Annotated in this window: 14 protein-coding genes; 9 read left to right on the top strand and 5 right to left on the bottom strand. The window is 73.9% G+C overall.

The features are described 5' to 3' along the window. Positions 1-2: 2 nt before the first annotated feature. A complete protein-coding gene (locus V2J52_RS12430; protein ID WP_331228036.1) occupies positions 3-230 on the bottom strand; it encodes a CopG family transcriptional regulator in 228 nt (75 codons plus the stop codon). 92 nt (positions 231-322) lie between these two features. Here V2J52_RS12430 and V2J52_RS12425 point away from each other — a divergent pair, with 92 nt between their 5' ends. Continuing rightward, positions 323-1,174, top strand: a complete 852-nt coding sequence (locus tag V2J52_RS12425) for a hypothetical protein (protein ID WP_331228035.1) — start codon at positions 323-325, stop codon at positions 1,172-1,174. 9 nt (positions 1,175-1,183) lie between these two features. Here V2J52_RS12425 and V2J52_RS12420 read toward each other — a convergent pair whose 3' ends face one another. Next, the gene (locus V2J52_RS12420) at positions 1,184-1,474 is read right to left on the bottom strand and encodes a DUF1905 domain-containing protein (RefSeq protein ID WP_331228034.1); all 291 of its coding nucleotides are present in this window, start codon (positions 1,472-1,474) and stop codon (positions 1,184-1,186) included. Next, entirely contained in the window at positions 1,474-2,280 is an 807-nt protein-coding gene (locus V2J52_RS12415) for an alpha/beta fold hydrolase (protein ID WP_331228033.1), read from the bottom strand. The genes V2J52_RS12420 and V2J52_RS12415 overlap by 1 nt, the downstream gene beginning before the upstream one ends. A gap of 90 nt (positions 2,281-2,370) precedes the next feature. Here V2J52_RS12415 and V2J52_RS12410 point away from each other — a divergent pair, with 90 nt between their 5' ends. The 4 genes from V2J52_RS12410 to V2J52_RS12395 all read left to right on the top strand — a co-directional run bounded on the left by V2J52_RS12410 (position 2,371) and on the right by V2J52_RS12395 (position 5,397). Beyond that, the gene (locus tag V2J52_RS12410; protein WP_331228032.1) at positions 2,371-3,033 is read left to right on the top strand and encodes a TetR/AcrR family transcriptional regulator; all 663 of its coding nucleotides are present in this window, start codon (positions 2,371-2,373) and stop codon (positions 3,031-3,033) included. A gap of 152 nt (positions 3,034-3,185) precedes the next feature. Then, positions 3,186-3,464: a hypothetical protein gene (locus V2J52_RS12405; protein ID WP_331228031.1), complete on the top strand. Its 279-nt coding sequence runs from the start codon at positions 3,186-3,188 to the stop codon at positions 3,462-3,464. Positions 3,465-3,576: 112 nt separating this feature from the next. Beyond that, positions 3,577-5,028, top strand: a complete 1,452-nt coding sequence (locus V2J52_RS12400; RefSeq protein ID WP_331228030.1) for a hypothetical protein — start codon at positions 3,577-3,579, stop codon at positions 5,026-5,028. A 96-nt stretch (positions 5,029-5,124) separates the two neighbouring features. Further along, entirely contained in the window at positions 5,125-5,397 is a 273-nt protein-coding gene (locus tag V2J52_RS12395) for a hypothetical protein (RefSeq protein WP_331228029.1), read from the top strand. A 102-nt stretch (positions 5,398-5,499) separates the two neighbouring features. Here V2J52_RS12395 and V2J52_RS12390 read toward each other — a convergent pair whose 3' ends face one another. Continuing rightward, positions 5,500-7,893, bottom strand: a complete 2,394-nt coding sequence (locus V2J52_RS12390) for a multicopper oxidase family protein (RefSeq protein ID WP_331228028.1) — start codon at positions 7,891-7,893, stop codon at positions 5,500-5,502. A gap of 186 nt (positions 7,894-8,079) precedes the next feature. Continuing rightward, positions 8,080-8,472, bottom strand: coding sequence for a DUF3151 domain-containing protein (locus V2J52_RS12385; RefSeq protein ID WP_331228027.1), 393 nt, complete (start codon positions 8,470-8,472; stop codon positions 8,080-8,082). A 155-nt stretch (positions 8,473-8,627) separates the two neighbouring features. On the opposite strand from V2J52_RS12385, the gene V2J52_RS12380 reads away from it, so the two are divergent. Genes V2J52_RS12380 through V2J52_RS12365 form a run of 4 tightly spaced genes read left to right on the top strand, consistent with a single transcriptional unit; the run spans position 8,628 to position 19,286 of the window. Continuing rightward, positions 8,628-13,319 (top strand): type VII secretion EssC family protein, encoded by a 4,692-nt coding sequence (locus tag V2J52_RS12380; protein WP_331228026.1) that lies wholly within the window; start codon positions 8,628-8,630, stop codon positions 13,317-13,319. After that, complete coding sequence (locus V2J52_RS12375; protein WP_331228025.1) at positions 13,316-16,972, top strand: fibronectin type III domain-containing protein; 3,657 nt, start codon at positions 13,316-13,318, stop codon at positions 16,970-16,972. The genes V2J52_RS12380 and V2J52_RS12375 overlap by 4 nt, the downstream gene beginning before the upstream one ends. After that, positions 16,969-17,955 (top strand): AAA family ATPase, encoded by a 987-nt coding sequence (locus V2J52_RS12370; RefSeq protein WP_331228024.1) that lies wholly within the window; start codon positions 16,969-16,971, stop codon positions 17,953-17,955. The genes V2J52_RS12375 and V2J52_RS12370 overlap by 4 nt, the downstream gene beginning before the upstream one ends. Continuing rightward, a complete protein-coding gene (locus tag V2J52_RS12365) occupies positions 17,952-19,286 on the top strand; it encodes a DUF58 domain-containing protein (RefSeq protein ID WP_331228023.1) in 1,335 nt (444 codons plus the stop codon). Before V2J52_RS12370 ends, V2J52_RS12365 begins: the two co-directional genes overlap by 4 nt. Positions 19,287-19,382: the final 96 nt, after the last annotated feature.

Raw genomic sequence — 19,382 nt, 5'->3', positions numbered from 1 at the left:
CGCTATCGTCCGACCTCGGAGGCGAGGATCTCTTCGATGCGCTCGGAGACGTCGCTGCGTCCGCTTCGTCCGGCTGCGGCAGCACCGAGCCGGCGCCGCGTCGAGGGGCCGCCGAGGTGCGCCTCGAGCGCTTCGCGGGTGATATCCGCGATGGTCGTTCCTCGACGTTCGGCCTCGTGCCGCAGCCGGGCGTCGAGCGCATCTGGGATCTTGACAGTGGTGCGCTTCATGTATGCCAGCATACCGAGCGGGAGGCGTCGGCGGTGACCGGACCGGTCGCGGCAGCCTCTAACCTTGAGCCAGCGACAGGAAGGACGCCACGATGCTGCGAGTACGGGTCCGAGGTGCCGGCGTCCCCGCCGTCGTCCTCGGTACGGGGGACCGACTGCTCATGGGCCGGGCGCCCGACGGTGCGCTGGCCGACGACGACCCCGAGGGCCAGCTGCGCGTCACGACACTGGCCCTGCCGCGGGTCGCGCCGCACGTGTCGCGGGTGGTCGGCGAGGTGACCGTGGGTGACGAGGTGGTGCGGCTGCGGTGGCTCGGCTCGACGACGGCGCAGCTGTCCAGCCTGTTCGACGCTCCGGGTGGCGCCCGGCGGGTGGCGCTGGCCGACGGCATGGGGGCACTGCTCGACGAGGGGGAGAACCAGATCCTCGTGCTCCGCGGCCGGGAGACCGGCACCGGCAGCTTCACCGACCTCGTCATCGTGCTGGAGGTCGAGGAGGTCAGCCCGGCCCCGGCCGTCACCGTCGCGGCAGCGCCGGACATCGACGCCGACGCCACCGTGACGACGCGAGCCCCGCAGCTCGAGCGGTACTCACGGGAGTGGTACGTCGCCCTCGCGCTGGCCGAGCCGTGGCTCACCGGCGCCGACGACTACCCCCGGCCGGCCTCCAACCGGGAGATCTACGAGCGGGTGCTGGCGCTGCGCGGGCACGCGTGGAACCTCGAGCGCCCGCAGCGGGTGGACGACGCGATCCGGTCGGTCGCCCGGCTGGCGTTCGGGCCCGACGACGATCCGTTCACCTCGACCGCCGGCCGGGTGCAGAACGTGCGCTTCGCCGTCGGCCGCCGGACCGCCGAGGTACGCCTGGTGACGACCGACGACCTCGACTCAGTCACCGCCGCGATGGCCCGCGGCGACGGCCTCAACCCCGGCCGGAGCAGCTGAGTCGCTGGTTCAGCTCAGTCGCTGGGTGAGGTGGACGTCGACGCCGTCGCCCACGCCCTTGCCGATGGCCTTGAGGATCGCGGCCTTGACCGGCAGCATGTGCCGGCCGTCGCCCACCGGCATCAGCGAGGTGCTCAGTGCTGCGCCGTCGACGGTGCCGACCACCTTCGCTGCCCTCCTGGTCCCGAGCATCTCGGCAGAGCCCGGGACGACGACGCAGGTCCAGGCGACACCACCGAGCTCCGGCAGCAGGGTGGCGGTGAAGGAGTGGTCGAGCGGCTCGGGCTCGCGCGGCGTCATCAGCGTGCCGCCTTCTCGGTGGCGGCGGCGTGGACAAAGCCAGCCAGCTCGGCGGCCATCGGTTCGGGCTCCCAGGAGTGGAAGGCGCCCGCGACCCGCGCCTGGCGTGCCCCGGGGACAGCCGCGGCGATGAGTGCCGCCGACTCGATCATCTCGTCGAAGGTCTCCGTGCCGGCCATCGCGAGGACCGGGACGTCGATGCCCGCGAACAGCTCGGCGTGCGGCGCGGACGCCGCCCAGCCGAGGGACTCCGCGTCGGCGCGGAGGGAGACCGTCTGCTCGACGAGCTCGGGCCACTCGGGGGACCGCTTGGCTTCCGCCAGCCACTGCGGCGGCATGTCCTTCATGTAGAACTCGCGGGCCGCTGCCAGCTCACCGGCGTCGAGCCGGCGCAGGAAGCCGTCGATCCAGTCGCGGGTCGCGGCGCGATCACCGGCGATCGGCGCCTCCCACAGGGCCAGGCCGGTGACCGGCAGCCCACCGACAGCCGCCCGCAGTGCGATCGTGCACCCGGAGGAGTGGCCGCACAGCACCGCGCTGCCGCCGACGACGTCGATGAGTGCGGCGACGGCGGCGAGCTCGCGGTCCAGGTCGAGGCGTTCCGTCGCGGGGCTGTCGCCGCGGCCGAGCCGGTCGAAGACGACCGTGGTCACGCCGAGCGGGACCATCGCCTCCGCCGTCGCTGTCGTCACCGGGTCGGTCGCCCGGTGCGGGCCGGCGCCGGCGACGAAGATCAGTGCGGGGCCGTCGCCACGCCGGTCGTAGGCGACGCGGTCGCCGCGTGAAGTGGTGACGTACTCGGTCATGACGGCCTCCTGGGGACGGGACTGGCGTGTCGGTACCGCTGGATCAAACTGGACGGTACAGTACTGGGAGTCGATTGGGGAGGGGCCGTGATGCAGCAGCTGCCTCCGATGGGCTCACCAGCCGGCAACGAGCCGCTCACGAGCTCGGAGCGCAAGCGGCGTGCGATCCTCGCGGCCGCGGAGGAGCTCTTTCTCGACGCCGGCTACCTCGGCACCAGCATGGACGAGGTCGCTGCCCGGGCGAAGGTGTCCAAGCAGACCGTCTACGCGCACGCCGGCAGCAAGGAGGCGCTGTTCGTCGCGCTCGTCTCCGCGATGACCACCGGCGCCGGTGACGCCGTGCACGCCTGGGACGGCGCGGAGCCTGCGGTGGACGACGACGTCGAGCGGTACCTGCGCGAGTACGCTGAGCGGCAGCTCGCCGTCGTCCTCACGCCGCGGCTGCTCCGGCTGCGGCGCCTGGTCATCGGCGAGGTGGCCCGCTTCCCCGACCTTGCCCGGGCGCTGTACGAGGCCGGCCCGCAGCGGGCCATCGCCGCGATGGCAGGGGCCTTCGAGCGGCTCACCGCTCGTGGCCTGCTCGACGTCGCGGACCCGGTCGAGGCGGCGACGACCTTCAACTGGCTGATCATGGGCGGTCCGGTGAACGAGGCCATGCTCCTGGGCGACGACGCGATCCTCGCCCCTTCGCGGCGCCGTGCCCACGCCCGTCACGTCGTGCAGGTCTTCCTCGCGGCCTACGGCGTGCGCTGACGGACTCACCGCCGGGCGAACAGCTGTCAAGCGGAAGGTTCCGCATTAACCTCCGGAAGTTTCCACCCCTGGTGCGCTGGATATCGCGGCTCTGCTCATTCTAGTGTCCTTAGTGCCGGAGAAGCCGGCGGGTGAGGACCAGGAGAAATGACATGAGCCACGACGCTTCACGTTTCCACGGAATTGACACTGGCTATGCGCGGCAGAGCTCGCGTGAGATGGACGCCAGCGCTCAGGACCTCGGCGGCATGGTCGGCAACATCTCGGCGATGCTCGAGTCCGTCGTCTGGATCGGCCCGTCCGCCAAGCGTTTCAAGCAGGACTGGGACGGCTCGCTACGCCCGGAGCTCGAGGCTGCCGGCCAGTCGCTGAGCGAGAGCGCTCGCGAGCTGCAGCGGCGCGCCGAGATGCAGGACGAAGTCAGCCAATAGGCGACAGGTCCCCGCGACGGAAACTTCCGCCCCGGGCCGCTTGCCCCGCAGAACAATGACTCACTAACGTCATTCGCACCATCCGAACATCAATTCAGAAAGGAGGCCGACAATGTTCCAGGGAGCAGATGTCAGTGGGCTGGACACGATGGCGCAGAAGGCGCAGGACGGTGCGGACTACGCGAAGAAGATCGCGATGGCGCTGAAGATCGTCGTCCGGGCGCTGAAGGCGATGTCATGGACCGGCTGGGCGGCCGGCTACGCCATCTACCTCGAAGGCACCGTCATCCCGTGGGTCGAGGCCACCGGCGAGGCGCTCGAGCGGTTCGCGCAGATCCTGCGCGCGGCCTCCGCGCTGCAGAAGGCGGTCAGCAGCGACTCGCCCACCGCGGCCATCCCCGCCGTCCAGTACGTCTCGCCGCAGCTTCCGGCGTCGACCGCGGTCAACGCGCCGACGCTGCGAGCCCCGGACACCGCGACCGGCAACGGCGCGATGCCGACGGTCGCCGTGGGCGAGGGGGCCGTGGTGATCATCCCGATCAGCATCGGCGGCACCTCGAGCTCGCTCGGCCAGACCGGCGCCCAGGGTGGCGGCAGCAGCGTCACCACGCCCGGCGGGATCACCGTCTCCTGGGGTGGCGGCACCGGCGCCGCCGGCACATCGGCCACCGGCAGCACCCCGCAGACCGGCATCCCGTCGTCCTTCGGTGGCGTGGGCTCGGTCGGCACCGGCGGCAACCAGCCGGCGCTCACCGCGGTGCCGCCAGCAGTGGCCATCGGGCCGTCGTCCGTCGGCGGGTCTGGCGGCGCCGTCGGTGGCGGTGCCCTCGGCAGCGCCTCCGGCTCGCTCGGCCTCGCGGCCGGCGCCATCGGGGCGGGGACGGCGCTCGGCGGCGGGGGAGCGCTCGGGGGAGGAGGATCGCTCGGCGGCGCGACGACCGGGACTGGCTCGCTCGGTGCGGCCGGGTCGCTGGGGACGTGGTCCGGCGCTGGCGGCGGCTCCGGCGCCAGCTCGTTCGGCGGCGGCTCCGGGGGTGGCTCTGGCACCGGTTCGTTCGGCGGCGGCTCCAGCGGCGGTGTGAGCGGTGGCTCATTGGGTAGCACCGGTGGCGGTTCGCTCGGCGGCAGTGGCTCGCTGGGCAGTTCCGGCGGATCGCTGGGCTCCGGCTCCGGTGGCGGTCCGTTGGCCACCGGTAGTGGTTCGCTCGGCGGCAGCTCCGGCAGCTCCGGCAGCTCCGGCAGCTCCGGCAGCAGCGGCCCCGGTGGAGACACCGGCGGCTCTGCCACCGGCGGCCCCACCAACGGCGCCGGCCGATCGTCCGGCGTCATGGGAGACCCCGCGGTCCGGGCGACCCCGGTGGCGGTCGGTGGCGGTGGCGGTGGCGGCCTGTCGCTGGGTGCCCCAGGCGTCATCGACGCCGGCTCGTCGTCGGTGAACCCGGCGGCCATCGCAGCACCGCTGGGCCTCGCCGGCCTCGGCGCGGCCGGGCTCGGCGCCCTGCGTGGTCGCCGTGGCGGCGACGACCCGGAAGGAGGCGACCTTCTCGACGTCGACGACCAGTGAGCCACGAGCCACCACACCAGATGACCGGCCGGCAGGCCAGCAGTACCGAAGCACCACAACACCATCAGCGCATTACCCACCGAAAGGATGCATGACATGAGCACCGGAACCCTCTACGGGATGGACATCAACGCCGCACGGGACCTCGTCCGCGTGATGAACGCTGATGCCGACACCATCAACCAGCTCACCGCCCGCCTCACCCAGCACCTCGAGGCCACCCCCTGGTACGGGCCGGACGCCCAGCGCTTCCGCGGCGACTGGACCGGGCAGTACGTCCCCGCCCTGCAGAACGTGGTCCGCGCCCTCCAGGAGAACGCGCAGATCCTCAACCAGCAGGCCGAGGACCAGGAGCGCGCCTCCAGCTGATCGCGCGGCAAGCAACGAGCCCGGGCCGGGCACCTCGTCTGAGGTGCCCGGCCCGGGCTCGTTCGTCGTGCCGGCGGTTGCTCGGTGCCGCTCGGCGCCGGGTCAGTGGTCCCGGTGTCCGCCGGCTTCGTCGGCGCCACCGTCGTCATCTTCGACGGCACCACCGCCGTCGTCGGCACCGTCGTCATCGTCCCCGTCGTCGTCGGCACCGCCGTCGTCGTCGTCCCCGCCGTCGTCGGCGTGGTGGTGGCCGGTGTCGGGCAGGTCGGTGGGCGGCTCGGCGCCCGGCTCGAGCACGAGGAACTGGCCCATGAGCCCGAAGTCCTCGTGACGCAACAGGTGACAGTGGTACATGTACGGGAACTCGGCGCTGGTGTAGTTCTCAAACCGCATGATCAGGCGGTACTCGCGCTGCGGCTCGGTGTAGATGGTGTCCTTGCGGCCCGCCAGCTCGGGCGGCGGCGCCGCGCCGTCGATCGACAGCACCTCGAACTGCACGTCATGGATGTGGAAGTTGTGCGGGATGCTGTCGAGGTTGGTGATCTCCCAGATCTCGGTGGTGCCGACGGTGACTACCTCGTCGATGCGGCTCATGTCCATCAGCTGGCCGTTGAGCCGTAGGTTCTCCATCTCGAAATGGCGGGTGACGGTGGCGTCGGCCTCCGACAGCCGTTCGTAATCCGACAGCTGCTCGGCGATCTCGGTCGACGGCGCAAGCTCGTCGGCCGCCTGCAGCCGCAGGATGTCGCGGGTCTGCAAGGTGCCGTAGCCCTCCGGGTCGGCGATGACGCCGAGCCGCTGCGGGTAGGAGCGCAGCATGACGTCCTCGCCCGGCTCCAGCTCGACGACGATCTCGGCCCGCTCGGCGGGGGTGAGCTGGATCCGGTTGGTCTCGTGGGGCTCCTCGAGCAGGCCGCCGTCGGTGGCGACGAGCTGGAAGGAACGGTTGTCGTCGAAGCCGAAGTTGTAGCTCCGCAGCGTCGACCCGTTGAGCAGGCGCAGCCGGACGCGCTCGGTGGTCACTTCCTGGACGGCGCCGACGGTGCCGTTGACCATGATCGTCTTCCCCATGACGCCGCTGGGCAGCGGGGAGACCAGCGTGAGCTCGCCGTCCTCGTCGAAGTCCTTGTCCTGCACGATCAGCGGGATGTCGTCCACCCCGTACTCCTGCGGCAGCCCCGACGCGTCACTGGTGGCGTCGTCGAGGATGAACATGCCGGACAGTCCGCGGTAGACGTGCTTCTCGGTGAGGCCGTGCGGGTGCGGGTGGTACCAGAGCGTCGCGGCGGGCTGGTCGATGAGCCAGGTGGGCCGCCAGGTGCCGCCCGGCTCGACCTCCTGGTGCGGGCCGCCGTCCATCTCCGGGGGCAGGTGCATGCCGTGCCAGTGGACGCTGGTCGTCTCGTCGATGGCGTTGGTGAACTCCACCGCCACCTGCTCACCCTGCCGGGCGCGCAGCGTGGGGCCGAGGAAGTCGCCGTTGAAGCCCCAGGTGCTGGTCTCCTCGCCCGGGTGGAAGGACATGGTGCCCTCCTGCGCGGTCAGCTCGAAGACCCGGGTGCCGTCCTCGTCCACGCGGGAGTCGGCCAGCGGCGGGATGGCGAGCGGCTCGGTGAAGCCCTCCTCGGCTGGCGGCTCCACCGGCCCGGGCTGGTTGCCGACGCCGGACGTCGCGCGCCGGATGCCGAGAGAGTCGGTGCCGTCGCCGTCCCAGTCGCCGACGATCGAGATGTCGTCGGGTCGGCCGTAGCGGACCGAGCGCTCCGCCGGCCCGGACCGCAGCTCCTCGCTGAGGAAGTACTGGGAGCTGCGCCGCACGGCGAGGGAATCGGCGCCGGAGCCGTTCCAGTCACCGACGTAGACCTCGTCGCCATTGCGCCCGAAGCACACGACGGTCGACGCCGGCCCGGAAGCCATCGCGTTGTTGATGAAGTAGTCGAAGCCGCGCCGTACCGCGAAGGAGTCGCGGCCGTCGCCGTCCCAGTCGCCGACGAGCACGACGTCGTCGTCCCGGCCGTAGCGTACGACGCTGTCCGGCGCACCGCCGCGCAGCGAGTTCTTCACGTGGTACGTCGATCCCCGGCGCACAGCGAGCGTGTCGCGGCCGTCACCGTTCCAGTCGCCCACGAGGATCTCGTCCTGCGGCCGGCCGTAGCTGACGACGACGTCCGCCGGTCCGCCGTCGAGGGAGTTGGTGAAGTAGAACCTGTCGCCGCGGCGGACGGCGAGGGTGTCGATGCCGTCGCCGTCCCAGTCGCCGACGTAGACGAGGTCGCCGGATCGCCCGTAGGTGATGACCCGGGCGGCGGCCTGCGAGCGGTTGTCGGCCAGGTAGTAGGTGTTGCCGTGGCGGTTGACGTCGTCGGCAGCAGAGGTTGCGGTGACGACAGGGGCCGTGGGTGGAGGTGTCGCGAGCGCGGCGGAGCCGGCGGCGAGGGGTGCTGCCAGGGACAGGGCTGCTCCCAGGGCCACCGCAGCACTTGTGGAGGGGCGCATGCTGAAGATGTCCTTTCACTGACGATACGCAGAGGGAGGGCGCGGGTCTTTCCGCACTCGCATCGCAGATCGAGAGGATAGTCCAACTAAAGGCGACCGGGCTAGGACTTCCGTCCCAGGCGTGGCGGTCCCGGCCACCGGGAGTGACCAGTGGCCGGGACGCCCGGGACTTCCGGGCGGTGAGCGTCAGGCTGCCGCGTCGGCGAGGAAGGTGCGGCACCGCGCCGCTTCCTCCTCCTCACCGATGGCGGCGGCGGCGTCGGCCAGCGCGGTCAGAGCGGCGAGGAATCCCTGGTTGGGGACGTGGTCGGCCGGGATCGGGCCCTGGCCGCGCCAGCCGGCGCGACGAAGGGCGTCGAGGCCGCGGTGGTAGCCGGTGCGGGCGAAGGCGTAGGAAGCGACCGGGTCGTCGGACGCCATCGCGTCCTGGGCCAGCAGCGCCCACACGTGGCTCGCTGCCGGGAGGCGAGCGGCGACCGAACGCAAGTCCTCGCCGTCGGCCAGCGCCGCGCGGGCGACCATGTCGGGGTGGTCGTCGGGCAGGTAGGTGGGCTCGGGACCGAGCAGATTCTTGACCATGAGCCCAGTGTCTCAGCCTCGACGACGACGGCGGCCGAGCTGTCGATTGCGGAAGTTTCCACCCCTCCCGCGCTGGACCGGGCGTGGCGCGCTCCCTAGCGTCGTTCCCAGACGCCGGCAGCAGCGCCGGCGAGGTGACGGAGAGGGACCACGCGATGTGGCGGTTGAGTGTGTTGCCGAGTGCGGAGAGCCAGCTCTCCGCGGTCGACGTCGTCGTCAGTGCGGAGCCGGACGGCTCGGTCGCCGACCTCGCCGCCGGCCTCGGGGCTCACCTCTCGGGCGGCGGCAGCAAGCTGCTGCTCGCCCCCACCACCGACGGCCGGCCGTGGCCCGCCTCCCGTCGGCTCACCGACGCCGGCCTGCACGACGGCGACGTCCTCACCGTCACCTCGGTGACCGAGGACTGGCTCACCCGCCCCGCGGCCGCCGTCCGCGCTCGCGCCGTCGCCCACGTGCTCGCCGGGCCGGACGCCGGGCTGCAGGTGCCGATCACCGGTGACGTCGTCACCGTCGGCCGCGGCGCCGACGCCGGTGTCCGGCTGACCGACCCGCTCGTCAGCCGCGACCACGCCCAGCTCATGCTCGCCGAGACCCCGCTCGTGCGGGACACCGGCTCGGCGCACGGCACCCGGGTCGACGGCCGGCCGGTGACGACCACGACCCCCCTCGCGTGGGGCGACCGCATCGAGCTCGGCGACACCGTCCTCACCGTGCGCGAGGGCGCCGCCCCGGCCCGGGGCCGCAGCGTGCTGCGACCGCCGCGGTTCGGCGAGTCGGTCGTCGCCGCCGAGCTCGAGATCCCCAGCCCGCCGGCGTCCCCGCGCCACATCCCGTTCCCGTGGCCGATGATGCTCATGCCGGCACTCATGGGCGGCGCGATGTTCGCGTGGTCCCGCAGCCCGATCTCGCTGGTCTTCATGCTCGGATTCCCGATGATGATGGTCGTCAACCACGTCGTGCAGAAGCGCCAGGCACGCCGCGAGCACGAGACCGAGGCACGGCTCTGGCGCTCCGACGTCGCCGGCGTCCTCACCACGCTCGACACCGCCGCCGCGCACCAGCGCGAGCACGCCGAGGACGACGAGCCGGACCTCGCCGTCGTCCGTAGCCGTGCGACGTCACGCCACCATCGGGTGTGGGTGCGCCAGGCCGACGACGCCGACTTCCTCACCGCCCGCGCCGGCCGCGGCCCGCGCCCCGCGCTCGTGCGCGGCAAGCTGCCCACCGGCGGGGACCGCACGCTGCGCGCCGAGGCCGCGACCGCCGTCGGCCAGCGCGCGACCCTCGCCGACCAGCCGGTCCCCGTGCCGTTCGCCGAGCACGCGCTCGTCGCCGCCACCGGCGCCCCGGAGACCGTCGACGCGTGGGCCCGCGCCGTCCTCGTCCGGCTCGGCGTCTCCCACTCGCCGACGGACCTGACGATCGCCGCGGCGCTGGGCCCGCGCCGGTCGGGCATCGAGTCGTGGCTGCGCTGGCTGCCCCACGCCGCGCAGCGCAGCGGCGGCGGCCCGTGCGTCGCCGTCGGGGCGGGGGAGTCGCAGTCGCTGGTCGCCGATGTCCTCTCCGCCGACGGTGGGGCCAGCCACACGCTGTGCATCGTCGACGAGCACGCCGGGCTGCCGCGTCGGCTGGTCGAGCAGCTCGCCGCCGTCGCCGCGGACCCCGAGCGGCGGCTGCGGCTGCTGTGGCTCGGCGAGCACCTCGAGGAGGTGCCGGCCGCCACCGGTCTCGCGGTGGACCTCGCCGACTCGGCGATCAAGGTCCGCGACCGCGGCGGGGTCTCGCCGCTGACGAGCATCGACCAGCTCGACCTCGCCGGCGCCTGGCGCACCGCCCGCGCACTGTCCGGCTACGTCGACGAGGCGGCGACCATCGGCGCCGAGGCGCTCGTCCCGCAGCAGGTCCGGCTGCCCGGCCTCACCGCGGACCTGCCGGTGCCCGACGACGCCGACGCGATCCTCGCCCGCTGGCACACCAGCCGCGGGCTGCGCGCCCAGCTCGGCGCCGGGGCCGACGGCGTCGTCACCATCGACCTGCGCGAGGACGGCCCGCACGGGCTGGTCGCCGGCACCACCGGCGCCGGCAAGAGCGAGCTGCTGCAGTCGCTCATCAGCTCCCTGGCGCTGAACAACCCGCCGTCGCGCATCAACTTCCTGCTCGTCGACTACAAGGGCGGCGCCGCGTTCCGCGAGTGCGCCGAGCTGCCGCACACCGTCGGCTACATCACCGACCTCACGCCGGCGCTGGTGCAGCGGGCACTGATCTCGCTCCACGCCGAGCTGACGTCGCGCGAGCACCTGCTCAACGAGTACGGCGCCAAGGACCTCATGGCGCTCGAGGCCAGCCACCCCGAGGTCGCGCCGCCGTCGATGCTCATCTGCGTCGACGAGTTCGCCGCGCTGCTCGCCGAGGTGCCCGAGTTCGTCGACGGCATGGTCTCCATCGCCCAGCGCGGCCGCTCCCTCGGCATGCACATGCTGCTCGCTACCCAGCGGCCGGCGGGGGTGGTGACTCCGCAGATCAAGGCCAACACCGACCTGCGTATCGCGCTGCGGGTCGCGTCGACCGACGACTCCGTCGACGTCATCGACGCCCCCGACGCGGCCTCGATCTCCCGCCGCACCCCCGGCCGGGCCTGGCTGCGGCGCACCGGGCACGGCACCCGCGAGCTGGTGCAGGTCGCCTGGGTCGGGGCCCGCGAGCAGGTCGCCGAGCAGCGTGACCGGGTGCGGGTCGAGCCCTTCACCGTGCGCCCCCTCGCCGCCCCCGCCCCCACCGCCCCCACCCCCCTTGCCGCGAGAGCGGGATTGTCCACGGGAGCCCCTCTTGCCGCGAGAGCGGGATTGTCGACGGGAGCCCCTCTTGCCGCGAGAGCGGGATTGTCGACGGGAGCCCCTCTTGCCGCGAGAGCGGGATTGTCGACGGGAGCAGACAACTCTGCTGTCGGCGACAAGTCTGCTGTCGGCGACAAGTCTGCTGTCGGCGACAAGTCTGCTGTCGGCGACAAGTCTGCTGTCGGGGACAAGTCTGCTGTGGGGGACAAGTCTGCTGTCGGCGATAAGTCGGCTGTGGGGGACAAGTCGGCTGTGGGCGAGGAGGGGCGTGGGGGCGAGCACTCGCAGACCGACCTGGAGCGGATCGTCACCGGCACGACGACGGCGTTCCGGCGCTCCGGGCGGCCGGCGCCCAAGCGGCCGTGGCTGCCGGCGATGCCCGAGGTCATGCCGGTCGCCGCGACGGCGCCGGGCCGGTTCGTGCTCGGCGACGACGAGCACGCCGACGGCCTCACGTCGGCAGCCCAAGGCCCCGGCCAGGCGCTGCTCGGCATGGTCGACCGACCGGCTGAGCAGCAGCAGCTGCCGTGGGTGGTCGACTACGGCCGCGCCGGGCACCTGCTCGTGTTCGGTGCCTCCGGCTCCGGCAAGACCGAGCTGCTGCGCACCCTCGCCGCCACGGTCACCGCCGCGGACGAGCCGGCCCCGCCGTGCGTCTACGCGATCGACGCCGGTGGCGGCGGCCTCTCGGTTGCTGAGCGGCTGCCGTCGGTCGGTGGCGTCGTCCCGGTCCAGCAGCTCGAGCGGGTGCTGCGCCTCATCCGGATGCTCCACCGCACCGTCGAGCACCGCGGCGCCGTGCTCGCCGCCCACGGCGTCGCCGACATCGGCGCCCTCGCCCAGGTGGGCGAGCCGATGCGGCGCATCCACCTGCTCGTCGACAACCTGCCAGCGGTGATGGAGGCGCTCGAGGGCGGCGGGTCGCTGCGCCGCCAGCACGGCGAGCAGCTCGTGACGATCCTGCAGGAGGGCCGCCGCTGCGGCGTGCACGTCACCGCCACCGCGCCGCAGCGCACCGGACTGCCGAGCGCGCTGCAGGCCGCTTTCGGCCAACGGCTCGTACTGCGGATGACCGTGATCGACGACTACGCCATGCTCGGCGTCCCCGCCGACGTCCTCGACGCCGACTCCGCGCCCGGTCGCGGCCTCGCCGGCAAGGACGCGGTGCAGATCGCCAGCGTCGGCGGCGCCGGCACCCCGCTGCAGGCCGAGCGGCTCGACGCGCTCGCGGGCGTCGTCGCCGACCGGTACGAGAACGAGCCCAGCGCCCCTGTGCCGGTCATGCCGTCGCTCCTGCCCCAGCACCTGCTCCCGGCACCCACCGCCGACGACGTTGTGCTCGGCGTCGAGGAGAACGTCGTCTCCGCCGTCGGGCTGGCGCTGCTCGGCGGCCCGCTGCTGGTCACCGGCCGTGCCCGCTCCGGGCGCACCGGCTTCCTCGCCGGCCTGGCGCAGCTCGTCCGGCGCGGCGCCGAGCCGCCGGTGGAGATCGTGCTCGTCGGCCCCCGCGCGGACCAGCCGGTCGCGGCGTCGGGCGGGCCGACCGAGCCCGGCGAGCTGGCCGACGTCGTCCTCACCACGCCGACGGCGGCCGCGGACTGGGCGACCGGCGTCACCGCTGCCGAGGACGGCGGCTGGCGGCTGCTGCTCGTCGACGACGTCCACGAGTGGGAGCGCGCCTGGGAGGCGAACGGCGAGGAGCGCCGGGCGCTCGAGGCGCTGTCCACCGTCGTCAGCGAGGGGCCGGCCACCCGCACCGCCGTCGTCGGCGCCACCGACCCCGACGAGGCGCGCTCGCGCCAGCACATCCCGGGACTGACCTCGGTGCTCCGGCGCTCGCGGCGCGCGGTGCTGCTCGCCCCGGAGATGGCCGACGGCAGCCTCGTCTCCGCGCAGGTCCCGATGAACAGCCACGAGCCGCTCACCGGCCCCGGCCGCGGGCTGCTGGTCAGCGGCGGGACGACCCACGTCGTCCACGTACTATCTCCGGGAATGACCGAGGAGACGTCATGAGAACGACAATCGCGGGCGCATGGCGGCGCCTGACCCGGCGGGGCAACCGTGAGCGCGGCTTCGTCGAGGCCGGCGTGGCAGCCGCGGGTGCGGTCCTCGTCGTCGGCGCGCTCGTCGGCAACGGCGTGGCCAGCACCGTGATGGAGATGTCGGACGGCCAGACCTGGCTGCCCGACGAGGACGGCCGGATCGTCCAGATCAACCCCGCCACCGGCCAGCCCGAGCGACGACTGGTCGTGGGGGAGCCGGGCAGCGAGCTCGAGGTCGCCCAGCGCGACGGGCACCTCGTCGTCACCGATCTCACCACCGGCGCCGTCACCTCGATCGACCTCACCACCCTCATCGCCGCCGGCACCCGCGGCACCGACGGCGAGGGCACCAAGGTGCTGCTCGGCGGCGGGCTCGTCGTCCTCGTCGACCTCGAGCCGGGCACCGTGCGCGCCGTCTCCCCGCTGACGCTGGCCGACCTCGGCCGCCCCTACCGCACCGACGACCTCGTCGACGCCGTCATCGACGACACCGGCGAGGTGTGGCTGATGACCGCCGACGGTGAGCTGCGGTCGGTCACCTTCAACGAGGCCGCCGGTTCGTGGAGCGTGGGCACCGACCGGCCGGTCACCGGCGCCGGCCCGCAGACCCGGCTGCTGCCGCACGAGGCCGGCACCACGGTGGTCGCGCCCGACGGCGGCGTCGTGCTCCAGATCGGCGCCGGCCCGGACCTCGCGGTGAGCGTGCCCCACCTCGAGGGTGAGGTGGCGCCGGCCGAACGTTCTCCGGCCGACCTCGCCCCGGTCTCGGTGCCCGACCAGGGGCTCGTGCTGCTGCTGTCGGACCGTGAGCTGCGCAGCGTCGCCGTCAGCGAGATCGGCTGCTCGCGGCCCACGACGCCGCAGGTGTTCGCCGGCAAGGTGTACGTGCCGTGCTTGGGCGACGGCCGGGTGGTCGTGCTCGACCGCGACGGTGCCCGCGCGGCGGACGACATCATCGTGCCCGGGGGCGGGGACGCCGAGCTCATCGTCGACGACGGCCGGCTCATCGTTCGCACGCCGGACGACGGCCGCATCGTCATCGTGCAGGAGGACGGCTCCACCTCGACCGTCGACATCTCCGCGGCCGACGTGCCGGTGCAGGACGCCAACCGAGCCACGCCGAGCCGGCCCGCGGCGCCAGGCGGCCCGGCCGGGGCGGGCGCGCCGTCGCCGAACCCGCCGCCGGTGACCCCGCCGGCCGGCCCGCAGCCGCCGGACCCCACCGCGCCGACGCCACCGGCCCCGCCGGGGAGCGAGTCGGCGCCGCGTGACCCGCAGGACGACGCGCCGCGCAGCGAGCCGACCCGGACGCCCGAGCGCCCCGGGGCCACTGACGGGCCGACCGCCCCGGCGCCCGGGAGCCCGGACGACGAGCCGACCGGCGGCGCGGACGACGAAGCGACCGACCGCCCGGACGACGAAGCGACCGACGGCCCTGGGGACCCGGCGGACCGCCCGGGCGATGACTCGACCGACGGCCCTGGCGACCCGACCGACGGTCCTGGCGATGACTCGACTGATGGTCCTGGTGACCCGACGGACGACCCGACCGACGACCCGACCGACGACGACCCGGCCGACCGCAACGCGCGCGACGTGACGGCCCGTCTGCTGGCCAACGGCGACGTCGTCGTCGCCTGGGGCCAGCCGGCACAGCTCGCGCGGGAGCACATCGTCACCGCCTCCGACGGCTCGGACGCGGTCACCGTCCCCGGCACCAGCTCGGCCGCCACGCTCACCGGGCTGGCCTGCGGCCGTGACCTCACCGTCCGGGTCGACTCCCACCACGCCGCCGGTACGTCCGGCAGCGCGACGACCACGGTCACCACCGCGGACTGCGCGCAGCCCACCCCCGACCCGGTCGACCCGGCGCCGACGAACGTCATGGCGTTGCCGCTGGCTGATGGCGACGTCCGGGTGTCGTGGACCGCGCCGCAGGAGCTCCCCGCGGGCTACGTGGTCGCCACGTCGGATGACTCTGCCTCGGTCACCGCAGGCGGCGTCGCGACGTCGGCCACGCTGGCCGGCCTCGCGTGCGACCGTACCTTCACGGTCACGGTGACCGCCGACCACGGCGGTGGGCACAGCGGATCAGCATCCGCCATCGTCCGTACCGCGGCCTGCCCCACCGACCCGGCGCCGTCGGGCGTCACCGCCCAGCTGCAGGGCAACGGCGACGTCGCGGTCGCGTGGACCGCGCCGGCGGACCGGCCGTCGAGCTACGCGGTGGCCGCCTCGGACGGCTCGGGCGCGGTGAACGCCGGCGGCGGCGCGACCTCTGCCACCCTCAGCGGGCTCACCTGCGAGCGCGACCTCACCGTCACCGTCACCGCCCACCACGCCGGCGGCGTCACTGGGGCCGGCTCCGCGGCCGTGACAACCGCGGCCTGCCCGCCGCCGGAGGCGGACCCGGCGAGCCCCGCCGGCAACGTCAGCGCCACCGCGCTGGGCGACGGGACGGTGCGGGTGAGCTGGACCGGGGCCGCGTCCGGCGCGGACAGCTACGTCGTGCGACCGGTCGGCGGCAGCGGGACGACGGCGTCGGCCTCGGCGCGCGAGATCGTCGTCTCGGGCCTCGCCCCTGGCGGCAGCTACCGCTTCGAGGTGGAGACCCAGCTGGGGACGACGACGTCGGTCTCCGCCCCGAGCGGCCAGGTGACCGTGGCGAACGTGCCGTCGGCCGTCGGCGGGCTCAGCGCCTCGGTCACCGACCGCAGCGCGAGCACCGTCAATGTTGCGGTCAGCTTCAACGCCGCCGCCGCGAACGGCTCCGCGGTGACGTCGTACCGGGTCGAGTACTCCGGCGGTGGGGCCTCCGGCGGTACGACGCTCGACGGCACCTCGACGTCGCTGAGCATCTCCTGCGGCGGACAGGCGCTGTGCACCGGCGGTGGCGCGCTAACCGTCTCCGTCCGGGCGACGAACGGCGTCGGCCAGGGCGCCGCGACGTCGACCTCGGTCAACGTGCCGGCCCCGCCCCCGCCGCCGCCGGCGAACGGGGACGCTCGGGTGAGCAGCATCTACTCCCAGCCGCCCGGGCTCTACGACAACGACATCCCGATGTACGCGATGCTCTCCTCCCACCCGAGCTGGGCGGCGTACCAGGGCACCTGCCGGATCAACGTCTCGGGCGGGATCAGCGCCTCGTGGGTGATCAACTGCGCGGCGGGCGGCCAGATGTTCCTCGGGATGGCACGGCCGATGAGTGAGGTCTCGGTGTCGGTGACCGCCGTCGAGGCAGGGGTCACCTCGGGCACCGCGACCGACCGCGCCCCCGCCCGGAACACGTGGGCGCACTGCGACATGACCACCGGCATCTGCACCGACCCGGTCTCGCTGCCCGGCGACCCGCCGGTCGAAATCGTCCCGGCGCCGTGGACCCCGCCGGAGGTGCCCAACCCGCCGGTGCTCGTCGCAGGTCTGCTGATGTTCGGCCTCGCCGGCACCCTCCGCGGCCTGCGCGGCCGAACCCCCACCCCCACACCCGCCCGCCCCCTCCCCGCGACAGCAGACTTGTCCCCGACAGCAGGATTGTCGCCGACAGCCGACTTGTCGCCGACAGCAGGATTGTCCGCGACAGCAGGATTGTCCGCAGCCCCCGAGAACAGGAACCAGAACCGATGAGCGCCACCCCGATCGAGCAGCCGACCGAGACCGACATCGCCTCGTTCCGGCTGGTGCACGACGCCGCCGTCGACGCCGTCGCCCGGGTCCTCCACGGCAAGCGGCCGATGATCGAGCTGGCGCTGGTCTCGCTGTTCGCCGGCGGCCACGTGCTCCTCGAGGACGTCCCGGGTACCGGCAAGACGACGCTCGCCAGGGCGATGGCCGCAGCGCTGGGCGGCAGCTCGAGCCGGATCCAGTTCACCCCTGACCTGCTGCCCGCCGACGTCACCGGCACCTCGGTGCTCGAGCCCGGCAGCAGCGAGATCCGTTTCCGGCCGGGCCCGGTCTTCACCAACGTGCTGCTCGCCGACGAGATCAACCGGGCCGCCGCCAAGACACAGTCCGCGCTGCTCGAGGTCATGGCCGAGCGCACCGTGACGGTCGACGGCGTGGGGCACGTCGTCCCCGACCCGTTCGTCGTCATCGCGACGCAGAACCCGATCGACCTCGACGGCACCTACCGGCTGCCCGAGGCGCAGCTCGACCGCTTCCTCGTGCGGATCAGCCTCGGCTATCCCGACGCCGAGCACGAGATCGAGGTGCTGCGGCCCGGTGGCGGCGCCGGGGTCATCGAGGACGTGCCGGAGGTCGCCTCCCCGGAGCAGATCAGCGCCGCCAGCCGGATGCTGCGCCGCGTCCACGTCGCCGACCCGATCCTGCGGTACATCCGTGAGCTCGGCGCCGCCAGCCGCAGTGACGAGCGGCTCCGGCTCGGCGCGAGCACCCGGGCGCTGCGCGGCATGGTGCAGTGCGCGCAGGTGTTCGCCGCTACCCAGGGCCGGCACTTCGTGGTCCCCAGTGACGTGCAGCGGCTGGCCGTGCCGGTCCTCGCCCACCGGCTGGTACTCACCCGTGACGCGATCCTCGCCGGGACGTTCACCGCGGACGTCGTCAGCGAGCTCGTCGACCGCGTGGAGGCACCCCGCCCGGTGCCGGCATGACCGCCACCGCGGAGCCCCGGCCGGCCGGGTCGGCGAGGCCCGGCGGGTCAGCTGGGGACACCGGGTCGACCAGCACGCCTCGGGCCGCTGGGCCGACTGGATCGGCTGGGCCAGCAGGCGCCGCCGGACCCGCCGGATCGGCCAGCACCCCCTCGTCCGGCTCGCGCGACGCACGGACGTCCCGGGCCACCCGGCCGACAGCGCGGGGATGGGCCACCGGCGCCACCGCCGCGGTCCTCCTGGGATTCGGCTGGTGGGCGAGCTACCCGGGCGTCGTCGGCCTCGGGCTGGCGCTGGCGGTCCTCCTCGCCTGCGCCGGCGTCGGGCTGGCCGTCCCCGCACCGGTGACGGTCCGACGCACCGCCAGGCCACCGCGCGTCGCCCGGCTCGACGACTGCGTGGCCACCGTCGAGGTCGCCAACGCCTCCGGCTGGCTGGCGGTGCACGCCCGCGGCCTCGACCTCGTCGACGGTGAGGCCACCGAGTTCCCGCTGCCGAGGCTCGCGCCGGGGGAGCGGGTGAGTGCCGACGTACCGATCCCCACCCACCGCCGCGGCGTCATCGAGTTCGGGCCGCTCATCCTGTTCCGCTCCTCGCTCGCCGACCTGCTGCGGGCGCGGCGGAGCTACGGCACCTACACCTCGGTGCTCGTCGAGCCGCGGGTGCTCGACGCGGTCGGCCTGCCCGCCGGCGCGCGCCGCGGCCACGTCGGCTCGGACGAGCGCATCGCCCACGGCGGCACCGATCTCGTCGGCATGCGCGAGTACACGCCCGGCGACGACCTGCGCCGGGTCCACTGGAGCACCAGCGCCCGGCGCGGCACCCTCATGGTCCGCGAGGACGCCGACCCCTCCGCCCCGCACCTGACCGTGCTGCTCGACGACCGCGCCGACAGCTACGACGGTGACGACTTCGAGGAGGCGGTCGACGTCGCCGCCAGCCTCCTGGCCACCGCCGCGTCCGTCGCCAGCCCCGGTCGGGTGCGGTCGCTCTCCGGAGCGGTTGACGAGCAGAGCCCGGTCAGCGCCGTCAGCGCCGGTCTCGACCCCGCCATCCTCGGCGCGCTCGCCGAGGTCACCACCGTCACCGGGCCCGTCCCGCCGGCGCACCGCGCGCTCGTGGGAGCGCCCGACGTCCTCGCCATCATCACCGGCCGCCACGCCGACCTCGCCGACTTGCTGCTCGACGCCGTCGCCGCCCCCGCCGGGATCGTGCTCGTCGTCGACACGGCCCCGGACGCGATGGTCGCCGCCCGCCAGGGCGTCACGGTGCTGCGCGGCCCCCGCGCGGAGGACCTCGTCCACGGCTGGCGCACGGTGGTCGCGGCATGAGCACGCGGAACGCCGCGCCAGGCCCGGCTGCCGGTCGACGGGCTGCGTCTGCGGGCACGCCCGTAACCCGTCCGGCCACGGCGGCAGGCGCGCCCG

Origin of the sequence: Georgenia sunbinii, assembly GCF_036421875.1 — a bacterium.
In the GTDB taxonomy this organism is placed as follows: domain Bacteria; phylum Actinomycetota; class Actinomycetes; order Actinomycetales; family Actinomycetaceae; genus Georgenia_B; species Georgenia_B sunbinii.
Note: the sequence above shows the minus strand (reverse complement) of the source record. Positions and strands in the feature narration are given on the sequence as shown.

Coding starts and splice junctions, on each gene's coding strand:
- V2J52_RS12380 (WP_331228026.1), top strand. CDS start 8,628: ATGTGGCGGTTGAGTGTGTTGCCGAGTGCGGAGAGCCAGCTCTCCGCG.
- V2J52_RS12370 (WP_331228024.1), top strand. CDS start 16,969: ATGAGCGCCACCCCGATCGAGCAGCCGACCGAGACCGACATCGCCTCG.
- V2J52_RS12375 (WP_331228025.1), top strand. CDS start 13,316: ATGAGAACGACAATCGCGGGCGCATGGCGGCGCCTGACCCGGCGGGGC.
- V2J52_RS12385 (WP_331228027.1), bottom strand. CDS start 8,472: ATGGTCAAGAATCTGCTCGGTCCCGAGCCCACCTACCTGCCCGACGAC.
- V2J52_RS12430 (WP_331228036.1), bottom strand. CDS start 230: ATGAAGCGCACCACTGTCAAGATCCCAGATGCGCTCGACGCCCGGCTG.
- V2J52_RS12400 (WP_331228030.1), top strand. CDS start 3,577: ATGTTCCAGGGAGCAGATGTCAGTGGGCTGGACACGATGGCGCAGAAG.
- V2J52_RS12395 (WP_331228029.1), top strand. CDS start 5,125: ATGAGCACCGGAACCCTCTACGGGATGGACATCAACGCCGCACGGGAC.
- V2J52_RS12425 (WP_331228035.1), top strand. CDS start 323: ATGCTGCGAGTACGGGTCCGAGGTGCCGGCGTCCCCGCCGTCGTCCTC.
- V2J52_RS12390 (WP_331228028.1), bottom strand. CDS start 7,893: ATGCGCCCCTCCACAAGTGCTGCGGTGGCCCTGGGAGCAGCCCTGTCC.
- V2J52_RS12410 (WP_331228032.1), top strand. CDS start 2,371: ATGCAGCAGCTGCCTCCGATGGGCTCACCAGCCGGCAACGAGCCGCTC.
- V2J52_RS12365 (WP_331228023.1), top strand. CDS start 17,952: ATGACCGCCACCGCGGAGCCCCGGCCGGCCGGGTCGGCGAGGCCCGGC.
- V2J52_RS12420 (WP_331228034.1), bottom strand. CDS start 1,474: ATGACGCCGCGCGAGCCCGAGCCGCTCGACCACTCCTTCACCGCCACC.
- V2J52_RS12415 (WP_331228033.1), bottom strand. CDS start 2,280: ATGACCGAGTACGTCACCACTTCACGCGGCGACCGCGTCGCCTACGAC.
- V2J52_RS12405 (WP_331228031.1), top strand. CDS start 3,186: ATGAGCCACGACGCTTCACGTTTCCACGGAATTGACACTGGCTATGCG.